The organism is Eubacterium sp. AM46-8, assembly GCF_003466705.1.
GTDB lineage: Bacteria > Bacillota > Clostridia > Lachnospirales > Lachnospiraceae > Lachnospira.
The window spans coordinates 71,595-87,186 of the sequence record NZ_QSEU01000008.1; the positions used below are offsets into that span (position 1 = coordinate 71,595).

The 15,592-nt window shown below is 37.1% G+C and carries 13 protein-coding genes and 1 pseudogene; 9 read left to right on the forward strand and 5 right to left on the reverse strand.

Annotated elements, in window-relative coordinates; genetic code table 11:
- Window positions 1-2: 2 nt before the first annotated feature.
- The 9 genes from pdxR to DW963_RS07085 all read left to right on the forward strand — a co-directional run bounded on the left by pdxR (window position 3) and on the right by DW963_RS07085 (window position 12,303).
- Entirely contained in the window at window positions 3-1,403 is a 1,401-nt protein-coding gene (gene pdxR / locus DW963_RS07045) for a MocR-like pyridoxine biosynthesis transcription factor PdxR (protein WP_117914593.1), read from the forward strand.
- Window positions 1,404-1,513: 110 nt separating this feature from the next.
- Window positions 1,514-2,221: an EAL domain-containing protein gene (locus tag DW963_RS07050; RefSeq protein ID WP_117914595.1), complete on the forward strand. Its 708-nt coding sequence runs from the start codon at window positions 1,514-1,516 to the stop codon at window positions 2,219-2,221.
- A 465-nt stretch (window positions 2,222-2,686) separates the two neighbouring features.
- Window positions 2,687-3,769: a phosphodiester glycosidase family protein gene (locus tag DW963_RS07055; protein ID WP_117914597.1), complete on the forward strand. Its 1,083-nt coding sequence runs from the start codon at window positions 2,687-2,689 to the stop codon at window positions 3,767-3,769.
- A gap of 22 nt (window positions 3,770-3,791) precedes the next feature.
- Window positions 3,792-4,958, forward strand: coding sequence for a hypothetical protein (locus tag DW963_RS07060; RefSeq protein ID WP_117914599.1), 1,167 nt, complete (start codon window positions 3,792-3,794; stop codon window positions 4,956-4,958).
- 152 nt (window positions 4,959-5,110) lie between these two features.
- Window positions 5,111-7,447: a ferrous iron transport protein B gene (gene feoB / locus DW963_RS07065; protein ID WP_117914601.1), complete on the forward strand. Its 2,337-nt coding sequence runs from the start codon at window positions 5,111-5,113 to the stop codon at window positions 7,445-7,447.
- An 83-nt stretch (window positions 7,448-7,530) separates the two neighbouring features.
- Window positions 7,531-8,820, forward strand: a complete 1,290-nt coding sequence (locus DW963_RS07070) for an amidohydrolase family protein (RefSeq protein WP_117914603.1) — start codon at window positions 7,531-7,533, stop codon at window positions 8,818-8,820.
- Window positions 8,821-8,855: 35 nt separating this feature from the next.
- A complete protein-coding gene (locus DW963_RS07075) occupies window positions 8,856-10,343 on the forward strand; it encodes a DUF1846 domain-containing protein (protein WP_117914605.1) in 1,488 nt (495 codons plus the stop codon).
- 252 nt (window positions 10,344-10,595) lie between these two features.
- Complete coding sequence (locus DW963_RS07080) at window positions 10,596-11,597, forward strand: calcium/sodium antiporter (RefSeq protein WP_117914607.1); 1,002 nt, start codon at window positions 10,596-10,598, stop codon at window positions 11,595-11,597.
- Between the two features lie 16 nt (window positions 11,598-11,613).
- The gene (locus tag DW963_RS07085) at window positions 11,614-12,303 is read left to right on the forward strand and encodes a TMEM165/GDT1 family protein (protein ID WP_117914609.1); all 690 of its coding nucleotides are present in this window, start codon (window positions 11,614-11,616) and stop codon (window positions 12,301-12,303) included.
- A gap of 240 nt (window positions 12,304-12,543) precedes the next feature.
- Here the strand turns inward: DW963_RS07085 and queF are convergent, their stop codons facing one another.
- The 5 genes and pseudogenes from queF to queD all read right to left on the reverse strand — a co-directional run bounded on the left by queF (window position 12,544) and on the right by queD (window position 15,434).
- Entirely contained in the window at window positions 12,544-13,041 is a 498-nt protein-coding gene (queF, locus tag DW963_RS07090; RefSeq protein WP_117914610.1) for a preQ(1) synthase, read from the reverse strand.
- 13 nt (window positions 13,042-13,054) lie between these two features.
- Window positions 13,055-13,735 (reverse strand): 7-cyano-7-deazaguanine synthase QueC, encoded by a 681-nt coding sequence (gene queC / locus DW963_RS07095; RefSeq protein WP_022098095.1) that lies wholly within the window; start codon window positions 13,733-13,735, stop codon window positions 13,055-13,057.
- A pseudogene (gene folE, locus DW963_RS07100) lies at window positions 13,698-14,320 on the reverse strand (GTP cyclohydrolase I). Before folE ends, queC begins: the two are co-directional and overlap by 38 nt.
- Before the next feature lies 1 nt (window position 14,321).
- Window positions 14,322-14,990 carry a putative 7-carboxy-7-deazaguanine synthase QueE gene (gene queE / locus DW963_RS07105; protein ID WP_117914612.1) on the reverse strand — a complete coding sequence of 223 codons (669 nt, stop codon included), beginning with the start codon at window positions 14,988-14,990 and terminating at the stop codon, window positions 14,322-14,324.
- A 24-nt stretch (window positions 14,991-15,014) separates the two neighbouring features.
- On the reverse strand, window positions 15,015-15,434 hold the full coding sequence (gene queD / locus DW963_RS07110; RefSeq protein ID WP_117914614.1) for a 6-carboxytetrahydropterin synthase QueD: 420 nt from the start codon (window positions 15,432-15,434) through the stop codon (window positions 15,015-15,017).
- Between the last annotated feature and the right edge of the window lie 158 nt (window positions 15,435-15,592).

Here is a 15,592-nt window from a genome sequence, read left to right on the forward strand (position 1 = left end):
TTATGTTGACATACTCGTTTGAAAACATTGGAAAAGAATCAATATATGAATATTTATACAAATGTATCAAAAAAGATATAATAGAAGGCAGACTTGTTAAGGGTGAGCATCTTCCTTCAAAGAGAACGCTTGCTGTCAATCTTGGAATAAGCACCATAACAGTAGAGAATTCATATGGACAGCTTATGAGTGAAGGATATATATATTCTGTTCCTAAGAAGGGCTATTATGTATCGGATATTTCAGGTGTTGCAAGGATAAAGCCGGTAAAATATGAAGTTCCTGAAATAACCGCAAAGAAGAAGACCGGATATAAATCAGATTTATCATCAAACAGGACAGATCCTGGAAGCTTTCCATTTGCAACATGGGCTAAGCTTATGAGACGTGTTATAACAGACAGGCAGGATGATCTTATGAAAATTTCTCCGGGAGAAGGAACATGGGAGTTAAGAAAAGCAATTGCTATGCATCTGGCTTCATTTCGTGATATGCAGGTAACACCCGGACAGATAATCATTGGCGCCGGAACGGAATATATGTATAGTCTTCTTATACAGCTTTTGGGAAGAGATAAAGTGTATTGTGTTGAAGATCCGGGATATTCTAAGATTGCCAGGATATATGCAAGTAATAATGTTAAATTCTGTTATGCAGGTATGGATGATGAAGGAATGAAACCGGAAGCGGTAAGAGAATGTATGGCAGATATTGTTCATATAAGTCCTACACATCATTATCCGACAGGTATAACAATGCCGGTAAGCCGGCGATTTGAACTGCTTGCATGGGCTAATGAAAAGCCGGACAGATATATAATAGAAGATGATTATGATTCAGAATTCCGTATGACAGGAAAGACAATTCCGACTATGAAAAGCATAGATATAAGCGAAAAGGTTATATATATGAATACATTTTCAAGAACACTGACACCGACAATCCGAATCAGTTATATGGTTCTGCCACCACACCTTGCAGCAACATATCAGGAAAAACTTGATTTTTATGCATGTACTGTATCTAATTTCGAGCAGTATGCACTTGCTGCATTTATAGAAGAAGGGTATTTTGAGAAACATTTAAACAGAATGAGACTGTATTATACGAAACAGAGAGAGGCTGTTCTTTCAGTACTTAAAGAGGAGCCGTTCAAATGTGTTGGAAGAGTAAGAGAGGCTGATTCAGGACTGCATTTTATTCTTGAACTTAATACATTACTTTCTGATAATGAGGTAAAAAGAAGACTTGAGAAAGATGGCATCCATATAAATGCGTTATCTGAGTACTATCATAATAATACAGATGAATACAGCCACAGCTTTGTAATCAGTTATTCTGATATGAAGATAGAAAACTTTAGGATTGCATGCAGTAAAATGTCAGAACTGACACCTTTATGATGATTATTTGTGATTAATTGTGAATGAATATAACAGTTGCAAAGAATGTAATAAAGCGGTAGAATTTTTAATGTTGTTTATAAATAATGTGAGAGGGTTTTGACGAAAATATGGTAGACTATAGCATTTTTCCACTTGAAGAAGAGATTAAAGATAAGCTTGTAAAGTTAGAAATAAGTTATGCATTTCAGCCTATTTTCTTTCCGGATGGTAAGGAGATATATGCACATGAAGCTTTAATGAGGCCAAAGAATATATCAGTAATTAATCTGATTGAAGAATTCCGCAAAAAAGGTGATTTGCATACACTTGAGGTTGCTACGATATTTGGTGCAGTCCAGTGTTATGAGAGAAGAGGTTATAATTCATATATTGCAATTAATTCATTTCCTGCGGAATCATTTACTGCAGAGGAGCAGGCTGTTTTTGATGAATTCTATGCAGATGTTCTGGGAGATAAGGGAATAATAGAGATTCTGGAATACACTGCGTTAGACATTGACAAATGGCAGTCTAAGAAGAATTCAATTAATAGAAGCAGATTCAATATTGCACTTGATGATTTTGGAACAGGCAATAATAATATGATGGCAGTGGATATATTTGCACCGCATATCGTAAAGCTGGACAGAAGTCTGATAACAGATATTGAGAATGATATTGATAAGCAGGAGTATTATTATTATTATAGAGACAGCTTCCATAAAAGAGGCATCAAGGTGCTTGCTGAGGGTGTTGAATCAAGAGAAGAGTATGAATTCTTAAGAGATAATGGTATTGATTTAGTGCAGGGATTTTATCTTGGACGACCGGAATAAGTTGAATGCCATTTTATACTTTTTTTAGAAATGCTTTATACAATATATATTAACATATCACAAAGTATGTTGTATTATGATGGAGTAAAGAAAACATTTTTTCTCCCTCATATTTTTTAAAAGGAGCGATGGCAGAGTTAATTTGCCGTCGCTCTTTTTTTGCGCGGACAGCGATGAGAATGTACAAGAAGAAGTGACAGCCATGCTTGCATGGGCTGGGGCTTGTTCTTGTATATTCGAGGAGCGTCGCGACAATGCCAGAATGCAGTTCTGGCATATGAGCTGTCCGTGCGGACAGCGATGAGAATGTACAAGAAGAAGTGACAGCGATGAGTATTTCAAATTATATATGGCAAACACTGCCATATTAGTGATATAATAATTAATATTTTCAGTATTTCAGGTTCAGTGATATCTAAGGCAATGATGCTGGAATAATATATAACACAGAATAGGGAGAAAATTATGGGAAAGAAAATTGCCAGAATTATAGGCAGGGTGTTACTGGTGGTACTTGTTACTATAGTAATGCTGGTAGGAACTTTATTCATTATGATTAAGAGAATATGTAGCGATTCAGCACCTGCTGCCAGAAATCTTTTTATATCAACAGTTCTTGAATCAGGTCAGATGAAGTTTCTTGCTTCGTGGTTCTGTACAGATGCGCAGATTAATGAGGTAATTAATGCTAATAAGATGGAGTCAATGGATTCAGATATTGATACTTCTCTTATTAATATATCAACAGACACAGATACACAGACGGTTGATAATAACGGAGAGGTAGAGCAGTTTGACGGGAATGGAATAAGAATGGTTGAGATTTCAGGAAGGTCATTCTTTGGAAAAATGCTGATTATAAAAGATCCGTCACAGGTTAAGGTTGGAACTACATATCCTTGGGGAGATTACGGTAAGGAGCTTCATGAGATTGTGAGCGGAGCAGGAGCTGTTGCAGGAGTTAACGGCGGTCTGTATGTTTCATCAGGAAACAGAGGCGGCTCACCACTTGGAATTGTAGTGCAGGACGGTAAGATTACATATAACAGTCCTTCAGCACTTTCAGGTCTTTACTTAATTGGACTTAATAAGGATAACCTTTTAGTTGTTAAAGATATAGATGGTATGTCGGCAGCAGATTTTGAGAGCTATGTTAATGAAGCTGGAATCAGGGATGCTGTTGCCTTTCAGGAGGAAAGCTCTGATTCTAATAATCATTTTGTTCCGCTTATTATTAACAATGAAGCAAGAGTATTAAAAGGTCAGGGAAGCGGGGCTAACCCTAGAACAGCAATCGGACAGAGAGCTGACGGAGCAATACTTCTTTTAGTTACAGATGGAAGAGGTGCTTCAGGACATCTTGGTGCAACTGCGTCAGACCTGATATCAGTCATGCAGGAATACGGAGCAGTCAATGCAGCCAACCTTGATGGCGGAAGTTCTTCAACAATGGTATATAACGGTGGCTATGAGATGACAAGCGTAACATTTTATTATCAGAATTCATCATGGAAGCTGCCAACAGCATTTGTTGTAATGCCTAAGTAATTGGAAGGAGAACTGTGTAGATATGAAAAATAATACTAAAAAGTCTATAAATATAGGCAAAATCAATATACCATTAAATTACTGGACAGGGCTTGCCGTATATGCAGTGATTCTTCTTATTCTTGCAATCTGTATGATTGCATATACAGGTTCATGCCTTAAGAAATATGAGAATTCACAGTCGGACAAGGTAATGAATGATTTCCTTAATGACTTTACAAAGATGGCTGCTGATAAGACATTGGCTGATAATATTGAGCTTCCAGCCAGCAGTGAATTTGAGGGAAAAGATACATTTGTCAATATGTACATGTCCGAATTAGATGGTACAACTGACTATACATATAAGAAATCAGAGGGCAGTTATAATACAGAAGAGCCTATGTATGACATATATGCTGATGACAAGAAGGTTGCCAGAATGACACTGGAGACCAAAGACCAGCATGTTGTTCTTGGAATACTTACAGTGTTTGACTGGAAGATTAAGTCAATTGAGCCTGTATTTTCAGCAAAGACCACCGATTATACTGTTTCAATTCCGGAAGGATATACATTTACAGTTAATGGAATTACTGTGTCAGATGATTACAAGACTGGCAAAGTTACAGAGAATCCTGATTTTGTGAATGTTTCTAAATATGTCACAATGCCAAAGTCGGTTGAATATAAGCTGACTGGATTTGTCAATAAGCCGGAAATCAAAGTATATAATGCATCAGGCAGTGAAGTTACTGCAAATGTAGATGCTAAGGGAAATGTATCTGTAGCTGCAAGTGGCAATTCTGCCGATATGCCATCAGAAAGAAAAGAAGAAGCTCTTAATATGGCAAAAATATGGGATAATTTCCTTACTAATGATTTAAGTGGTTCAGGTCATGGACTTGCAACAGTGCAGCAGTATCTTATTGAGGATTCTTATTACTGGAATCTTGCGAAAGATTATGCGTCAAGTGCAGATATTACATTTATCAGTGACCACACATTGTCGGGGAATCCGTATACAGGAGTAACAGTTGATAATTATATTGAATATAATGATGACTGTTATTCATGCCATATTGCATTTACAAAGAATATGACGCTTACCTCAGGCGGTGCGAGAAAAGATGTTATTGATTCGACATTCTATTTCGTGAAATATGATGGAAGATGGGCAATTGCGGATATGATTGCGACTACGAAGTAATGTATTCCATGTAGAAGAGAAGTTAAATATTAAGAAAAATGTGCAGGATGCCAATTAAGGGGTGTCCTGCACTTGTCATGTGTGCTACAATAATTATTGAGAAGAATTATCAATAATGATTTGGGCAGATTATTTAGAAAAGGAAAACACACATGAAGTTAAATGAACTTAAGATTGGACAATGTGCAAGAATTACCTCAGTTGGTGGTGAAGGCGCATTAAGACAGCATTTTCTTGATATGGGCGTAATTCCCGGGGCGGAAGTTACGCTTGTGAAACTGGCACCTATGGGTGACCCAATGGAATTACAGATACATGGCTATGAATTGACACTTCGAGTTGCCGATGCAGGAGAGATTACTATTGATCCTATAGATGAGCGTACAAGAAAACACGAAAGGCCAGACCGAATATATAAGTCTGACCATCCGGGACTTGGTGAGACTGGTAAATACCATGCTAAGGGAGATGGAGAAAAGCTTCCTGAAGGAACAAAGCTTACATTTGCACTGGTTGGTAACCAGAATTGTGGAAAGACAACTCTGTTTAATCAGCTTACCGGTTCTAACCAACATGTCGGAAACTTTCCGGGTGTTACAGTTGACTGCAAGAGCGGTATGATTAAGGGACATGAGAATACATCAGTAACGGATTTACCAGGAATATATTCTATGTCACCATACAGCAGCGAGGAGATTGTTTCGAGAAATTTCGTACTTAATGAGAAGCCAAAGGCTATTATTAATATAGTTGATGCAACTAATATTGAGAGAAACATGTATCTTACAATGCAGCTTTTAGAGATGGATGTGCCTATGGTTCTTGCACTTAATATGATGGATGAGGTAGTAGGCAATTCAGGTTCTGTTGATATTAATGGCATGGAAAATATGCTAGGAATTCCGGTTATTCCTATATCTGCTGCCAAGAATGAAGGTGTTGACGAGCTTATAAGGCATGCACTTCATATTGCAGAGTATCAGGAGAAGCCAGAAAGAACTGATTATTGCGATGAGAATGATTTTGGCGGAGCGGTACACAGATGTATTCATGCTGTTATTCATCTTATAGAGGATCATGCAAAGAGAGCCGATATTCCGGTAAGATTTGCAGCAAGTAAGATTATTGAAGGTGATCCTCTTATATTAAAGCTGCTGCAGCTTGATGAGAATGAAAAAGAGATGCTTGAGCATATTGTACTTCAGATGGAGACTGAGAGAGGTCTTGACAGAAGTGCGGCAATTGCAGATATGAGATTTACATTTATAGAGAAGATATGCGAAGCTAATGTTGTTAAGCCTAAGGCAAGTAAAGAAAGAATACGAAGCCAGAAGATTGATAAGATTCTTACTGGTAAATATACGGCAATTCCCTGCTTTGTGGCGATTATGCTAGCAATATTCTTCCTTACATTCAATGTGATAGGTGCATTTTTACAGAATGTTCTGCAGATGGGTATTGATGCACTTACTGGCGTTGTTGACAATGCACTTGCAGCGGCAGGCGTGAATAAGGTTATTCACAGTCTTGTAATAGATGGAATATTTGCAGGTGTCGGCTCAGTGCTTTCATTCCTGCCGATTATTGTTACACTGTTTTTCTTCTTATCACTTATGGAGGACAGTGGTTATATTGCAAGAGTAGCATTTTTTATGGATAAACTATTAAGAAAGATTGGTCTGTCAGGAAGAAGTATTGTTCCTATGTTGATTGGATTTGGATGTACTGTTCCTGCAGTTATGGCAACAAGAACGCTTCCAAGTGAGAGAGACAGGAAGATGACAATTCTTCTTACACCATTTATGAGCTGTTCAGCCAAGCTGCCAATATATTCATTCTTTGTCAGTGCATTTTTTCCGGGAAAGGGTGCATTTATAATGGGTGCATTATATTTCTTTGGAATTATTATGGGAATTCTTGTGGCATTGCTTTATAAAGGAACATTATTCAAGGGCGAAGCTGTTCCTTTTGTTATGGAGCTTCCTAATTACAGACTTCCAGGCATGAAAAATGTTTTGCAGTTATTATGGGAAAAGGCTAGGGATTTCCTGCAGAGAGCATTTACAGTTATATTTGTTGCAACTGTAATTGTCTGGTTTTTACAAAGCTTCAATCTGCACCTTAATCTTGTTACAGATTCAAAGGACAGCATACTTGCACTTATTGCGGGAATAATAGCCCCTGTATTTGCACCTTTAGGACTTGGTGACTGGAGAATATGTACATCTTTGCTGTGTGGTGTCATGGCAAAGGAAAGTGTCGTATCAACAATGCAGATACTTTTCGGGACAGGCATACAGGCAGCACTTTCAACAGCCGGTGCAGCCGCAATGCTTGTATTCAGTCTTCTGTACACACCTTGTATCGCAGCAATTGCTTCAGTAAAGCGTGAGCTTGGCGGGAAATGGGCTGTTATAATGGTTGTGTGGCAGTGTCTGATTGCGTGGGTGATGGCATTTGTTGTGCATGCTGTTGTGATGCTATTCTAGAAAGCATTTATTTCATGTGACATTACTGGTGAAAATGTGGTAAAATAACTTAAGATTATGCTGAAAGCAAGGAGCGACGGGTTATGAAATACATTTTTACTAATGGACATATCCTTGATGGAACTAAGGATATGAAAGTTTTAGATGGTCATTCTGTGCTTGTTGAAGATGATAAGATTACCTGTATTGTGAAGGGTAGCACTGTACCGGATGGGTTTAAGGAGATTAATCTTGAAGGCAGATACCTTATGCCGGGGCTTATTAATATGCATGTTCATCTTGCAGGCAATGGGAAGCCACAGAAGAAACAGAGAGATAATGAAAAGACTGTTAAGATGCTTATGGGAACAGCACTTTCAAGAGCTGTGACATACAAGGTCGTCAAAGATTTTGCAAAGACTGAACTTATGAGTGGTGTTACTACAATAAGAACTGTTGGTGGTCTTGCTGATTTTGATACAAGAGTAAGGGACGATATCAGAAATGGTAAGGCAGCCGGACCAAGAATTCTTGCAGCTAATGAAGGAATTTCTGTGCCGGGTGGACATATGGCTGGTTCTGTTGCAGTAGCTGCACATAATATAGATGAGGCGCTTGTGCAGGTTGATATTGCAAAGAGTCAGAATGTTGACCTTATCAAGCTTATGATTACAGGCGGGGTGCTTGATGCCAAGGCTAAGGGCGTGCCGGGTGAACTTAAGATGCAGCCTGAGATGGTAAAGGCAGTGTGTGATAAGGCACATGCGCTTGGATATAAGGTTGCAGCACATGTTGAGTCACCAGAGGGTGTAAGGGTTGCACTACAGAATGGCGTTGATTCAATAGAGCATGGAGCAAAGCCTGATGATGAGATAATACATTTGTTTAAGGAAAATAATGCGTTTCTTTGTACAACATTATCTCCGGCACTGCCATATGCGCTTTTTGACAGAAGCGTATCTAATGCGTCAGAGGTCGAGCAGTACAATGGCAATATTGTGTTTGAGGGAATCAAGGAATGTGCCAAAGCTGCAATTGCCAACGACATTCCAGTCGTACTTGGTAATGATGTTGGCTGTCCATGGATTACACAGTATGATTTCTGGAGAGAACTATATTATTTTCACAAATATGTCGGTGTAAGCAATGCATTTGCATTATATACAGCAACTCTTAACAGCGCTGTATTGGCTGGCATTGGGGATGTGACAGGTTCAGTTGAAGCCGGCAAATGTGCTGACCTGATTGTGACTAAGAATAACCCGCTTGATGACCTCAGGGCACTTCGTAACGTGGATTTAGTCATGGCACGAGGCAGATTATACAATAATCCGAAGTTCAAAACGAAAAATATTGTCACTAAAGAACTGGATAAATTTTGTGATTTATGTTAATTTTATTAAAGAATTTTACTTAAAGGAATAAGATTATGAAGATAGGATTTGATAACGACAAATATTTAAAAATGCAGTCTGAGCATATTAAGGAGAGAATTGCCAAGTTTGACAATAAGTTATATCTTGAGTTTGGAGGAAAGCTGTTCGATGATTATCATGCATCAAGGGTTCTTCCAGGATTTAAGCCGGATTCAAAGCTTCAGATGCTTTTGCAGTTAAAGGACCAGGCAGAGGTTGTTATTGCAATAAGTGCAGAAGATATTGCAAGCAACAAAATTCGTGGTGATTATGGAATTACTTATGATCAGGAAGTATTAAGACTTATAGATGCATTTACAGAATACGGACTTTTTGTTGGAAGCGTATGCATTACCAAGTATTTCCAGCAGCCTGATGTTGATAATTTTATTAAGGTTCTGGATGCACATGGAATCAAGAATTTCAAGCATTATAAGATAGCAGGCTATCCTAATGATGTTGCTAAGATTGTAAGTGATGAAGGCTACGGAAAGAATGAATTTATCGAGACAAGCAGACCACTTGTAGTTGTTACTGCACCGGGTCCGGGAAGTGGAAAGATGGCTACATGCCTTTCTCAGCTTTACCATGAATATAAGCATGGAGTTAAGGCTGGATATGCCAAGTTTGAGACATTCCCAATCTGGAATATTCCACTTAAGCACCCTGTTAATCTTGCTTATGAGGCAGCGACAGCAGACCTTAATGATGTTAATATGATTGATCCTTTCCATTTGGAAGCATATGGTAAAACAACTGTTAATTATAACAGAGATATCGAGATATTCCCTGTACTTAATGCTATGTTCGAGCTTATTGCCGGTGAGAGTCCATATAAGTCACCAACAGATATGGGCGTTAATATGGCGGGTAACTGTATTGTTGATGATGAGGCATGCCGTTATGCTTCTGATATGGAGATTATCAGAAGATATTACAAATGTTTATGCGACCAGAAGAGAACTGGTGTAAACAGTCAGGAAATATACAAGATTGAGCTTCTCATGAATCAGGCAGGAATCACACCATCTTCAAGACCTGTTGTTAATGCTGCGCTTGAAAAGTCAGCAAAAAGCGGTGACAAACCGGCGGTTGCAATTGAGTTGGAAGATGGAACTATTGTTACCGGAAAAACAGGTGATTTGTTAGGTGCTGCGTCATCAGCATTGCTTAATGCATTAAAGCAGCTTGCTGGAATAGATGATTCAGTTGACCTGTTATCACCTGAGTCAATCAGTCCAATCCAGACTTTAAAGACTAATTACCTTGGCAGCAGGAATCCAAGACTTCATACAGATGAGATACTTATTGCGCTTTCATCTTCAGTTGTAGCCAATCCTTTAGCTGATAAGGCTTTAAAGCAGATTCCTAAGCTTTATGGCTGTGATGTTCACTCAACAGTAATCCTTTCATCTGTTGATAAAGATACATTTAAGAGACTTGGAATGAACCTTACATGTGAGCCTGCATATGAGGAAGAGAAGAGATTTCATAAGAATTAGTTATTGACACACATGCACGCATTTGATATTATTTATCAAGTAATTAAATATTCCATGAGGGAGTAGTTAGCGCGGAAGTGTGATTTGTCAACATTCTGATTATAATAGAGAGTATAATCTGGCAAATCTTAAATAATGAGACTCATGTATATCAATTATTTTCAGTGTGTAATATCACTGAATCTGGTTGATATACATGAGTTTTTTTATACCCCCCGGAAAAGGAAAAAGCAGAAAAATAAGGAGATTTATATGGGTAATTTTATTAATAACGCGCCCTTTGCGCTTGTAGTTGTGTTCTTGATTATCGGATTTGTGCTGCTGATTAAAGGAGCAGATTTTTTCGTTGAGGGAAGCTCAAGTGTGGCAAAGAGACTGCATGTTCCTTCTATTATTATAGGACTTACGATTGTCGCGATGGGAACATCGCTTCCAGAGACAGCGGTAAGCGTATCTGCATCAATTACAGGCAACAATGAGCTTGCAGTAAGTAATGTAGTCGGATCTAATATATTTAACCTGATGGTTGTTATTGGCGTATGTGCAATGATTGCAACAGTAAATGTTGCAAAAGAAACAATAAAAAGAGATATCCCATTTTCACTTATCTGTGCTGGACTTTTATTGCTTTTAGGAATCCTCGGATTTGGTGATAAGTCAGGTATGACACTTGGACATTTTGATGGTGTAATATTTATTGGTGCATTTGCAGGATACATTTTATATATGATTAAGATTGCACTAAAGGCAAGCAAAGAAGGTAAAAAAGTTGAGGTTGAGGGCGGTTCAGATGAAGATATCAAGCTGGTATCTGTCCCACTCAGCATTCTTTTCATAATAGGTGGTGCAATTGCGATCGCGATTGGCGGAGATATGACAGTAGATGCTGCTTCAAGAATTGCAAGTGACCTTGGAATGAGCCAGACACTTATCGGACTTACAATCGTATCAATTGGAACATCACTTCCAGAGCTTGTAACTTCAATTGTGGCAGCCAGAAAGAATGAAGTCGATATGGCACTTGGTAATGCGATTGGTTCAAATGTATTTAACATACTTATGGTACTTGGTATTGCATCAGCAATCAGCCCAATCAGCATAATTACAGAAAATATTATAGATTTGTGCGTGCTTATTGTATTTACCGTGTGCGTATGGATATTTGCAGGAACTAAGAAAAAGATTGGAAGAATCGAAGGATTTTCAATGGTTGCGCTTTACGCAATATATGCAGTTTATATCATAATAAGATAAATGAGGTAACATACCAATGTTGTTGTTTTTAAAAGTATTTTTTACTGAATTCATAGCAGAGATGGGAGATAAAACCCAGCTTATGCTTATTGCCCTTACTTCTAAATATAAGTTAAGAGATATTATATTAGGAACTGCTGCAGCAATTCTTGTACTTAACGGACTTGCTGTTTTAGCAGGTGGGTTTGTCAGTGAATTTATTCCTGACTGGCTTATAAAGACTATTGCAGCACTTGCATTTCTTTATTTTGCTTCATCAACCATTGCCGGAGATGATGATGACGAAGAAGAAGGCAGCGGCAAATCAAAGATTAAGTTTGCACCACTTGCAGTTTTCTGTACATTTTTCATTGCAGAACTTGGTGATAAGACACAGCTTACAGCTATAACATTTGGTGCTAATGAAGGTATGAGTGCAGCTCTTGTTGTATGGATAGGATGTTCGCTCGGACTTTTTGCAGCTGACATTCTTGGTATGTTAGTCGGATATCTGTTAAAGAGCAAGACTCCGGACGGACTGCTTAATACACTTGCATTCGCAATATTCTCGATATTCGGTGTATACACACTTTATCAGGGACTTAAGCTTATAAAGGCATCTGTCTGTCCGATTCCGGTATGGCCAATTCTTATAGCTGCAACTGTTGTTTTTGTTGTTATATGTGTCTGTCTTTTTATAAGAAGAGAGAAGAAAAAGAATAATTAGAATGAAAGGCATGCAACATTTTTAAGAGTAATTTATTGCTTGCAAGGTAATCACTTCGTTAAACAGCAATTTAGCGAAGTGACTAAAATGTGTACTTTACTACTGTAACGAGCAATTTTTAAGTGAAAGAAGATGATTTCAAGGATTTCCCGGACGAAATTAAAGATCTATTTAGACATTTATTTGAGTAACTGTAAAACGCCGATAAATCCTGATTTATCGGCGTTATTTTATCTATTATTATCTATTATCGACCTTTTCTGGATACATATCATGGTTTGCCATTCTGTTAAATGCTATATCCTCCCATTTTGTTCCTGGTTTTCCATAATTACAGTAAGGATCTATTGATATTCCACCTCTAGGAGTAAATTTTCCCCATACCTCTATGTATTTTGGATCCATAAGTTTTATCAAATCTTTCATGATAATATTCATACAGTCTTCATGAAAATCACCATGATTTCTGAAACTGAATAAATATAATTTTAATGATTTACTTTCCACCATTTTAATGTTTGGCACATATGATATTGTAACAGTTGCAAAATCTGGCTGCCCTGTTATAGGACACAAACTTGTAAATTCTGGGCAATTAAATTTTACAAAATAATCATTACCCTGATGTTTATTCTCAAAAGTCTCTAACATCTCCGGTGCATAATCACTTGGATACTGTGTTTTCTGATTTCCCAATAATGTTATATCTGCTGTTTCTTCTTTACTTCTTCCAGTCATAATTTTCTCCTTTTTATTCCATAGCTGGATCATTAATTCCGTTTAACTCAAATGCTCTGGCTCTATCTATACATGTTCCACACTTTCCACAAGGTTTTTCGCTACCTTCATAGCAACTCCATGTGTACTTATAAGGTACATTTAGCTCAAGCCCCTTTTTTACAACCTGATCCTTTGTTGCATTGATAAATGGTGCTACAACCTTAATCTGCTTTCCACTTCCAAGATATATAGCCTCATTTATTGCATTATTAAAATCACTGCTGCAGTCAGGATATGCACTTCCAGCCGCATCATCCGCATGTGCCCCATAATATATCTCACTGCAGCCTTTTGAAATTGCTATACTTGCAGCACTTGATAAAAATAACCCATTTCTAAATGGAACATATGTTGAAACAGGAGAACCATTTGTGCTCTTAATCTGCTCATCATATGATTCTTTAGGTATTTCCTTATCAGAATGTGATAATAATGAACAATCACTATATTGAAATATTTTTGCAAGGTCAAGATAAATATGTTCTACATTATAGTATTTTACTATTTTATCTGACGCTTCTATCTCTTTTGTATGTTTCTGCCCATATGATATTGATAACGCAATAACATTTTCTGGACCATATTTTTCTACTGCCATACCAAGGCATGTTGTACTATCTATTCCACCACTGAACAAAACCATTGCTTTCATTGTTAAATCTCCCTCTTAATGTTTGTGTATATGTTTTTGTGTTAGCTTTTTTAATTCCTCTTGCGGTCATGCAGCTATGACATCCTTCAATAAATACTGCTATATCTTTGGCACCAGTAACCATCTGCATAATATCAGCAATATCACTTCCTATTCTTTCTTGAAGCTGCAGTCTTTTAGATACCATATCTGCTATTCTTGCTATCTTACTAAGACCTATTACTCTTCCATTTGGAATATAAGCAACTGTTACCTTCATATCATACATAAGAGCAAGATGATGCTCACAATAACTGAAAATATCTATATCTTTTACCACTACCATATTGGAAGTTCCGCTCTGACATTTACATTCTATTTGTTCAGACTCTTCTTCATCCATATCCAGTGCAAATGTTTTGTTAAACATATCCGCAATTTCTTCATTTGTATAATTCATTCCATCAAAAACTTCTTCATACATTTTTGCAACTCTTTTAGGTGTATCTTTTAAGCCCTCCCGTTCAGGTTATCACCCAGAGCCTTAAGAATACCAGCTATATGATATTCAATTGCCTTAGTGTCTATTTTCTTATGTTTTTCCATGTCAGACTCCTTTTTTGTCTGGTGACCATATAATTTTATGTAACTGAATCTGCATATTAACATCATTCATTACATTCTCTTTCATAAAATTAACAATTTCCTCAGGTTCTATCATTCCAAATACCGGACTTATATAAAGGTTACATTTTCCATACAGATTATATTTTTCTATAATTTGTTTTGCCTTTATAAGATCCTCTCGACAACCTGCTACAAATTTGACAGTATCATTGCTATTTAAAATATCAAAATTATCCAGATTCATGGCCGCTTCCATACCACTGCATGAAAGCTTATAATCCATTGTAAAAGTTACATTCTCTTTGTGAAGCTTACGGATTTTATCAAGATAGACACTGCCGTTAGTCTCTATTTCAATGTTCAGATTGTTTTCTGCAAGAACTGTTATAACATTTTCAATACCTTCTCTTAGCAGTGGTTCACCACCAGTAAGAGTGACATTTTTTACTCCTGTCGATAAAACATAATCAAGAATTTCTTTTTCTGTCATTGGTTGAGAAGGTGTCTCCTGCTCATTAGCCCATTTGGTATCGCAGTATTTACAGTTAAGATTACAGCCCTTAAAGCGTATAAAAACCGCTAGCTGCCCGGCTTTAGTTCCTTCACCATTAATACTTACAAATTTTTCAACTACTTCATATTTACTCATATATAAATCCTTTCAGATTAAAAATCATTCCATATAAGTTGCACTATTAGCAGGAGTTTCATATACAGTTACAGCTCTCATGTTGTATCCAAGTATTTTTATTTTTTCATAAAAATACTTGGCCATATTCTCCGCTGTCGGTCGGAAATCAAGTTCAATAATTTTGAAATTCTCGCTTTTTAAAGCTTCAAATGTAGTTTCCTTCAATGAATTTCTTTCTATAATTAATGCATGATCCATTGAATCTGCTATGTTTCTTAAATCTTTTTTCAGTTCTCCAAAATCAACATACATACCCTTATGCTGAACATCTTCCTTTAGTTCCTCAGTTTGAATTTCAAGAACAATCTTCCATCTATGTCCATGAAGATTGCTGCATTTTCCATTGTATTCTGCAAGAAAATGTGCCGAATCAAAACTAGCCTCTGTTTTTAAAATATACATAAATCTTTTCTCCATTTGCTTATATTGCATTAAAAAAACACGGATACATCTGTACCCGTGCCTTAATAGATTATTTCCCTAAAAATTTCCAATTATGAATTATAAAAATAATAGTCCTGGTTTTATTTAGAGACAGGATGGTACAAACGAACTGTCTT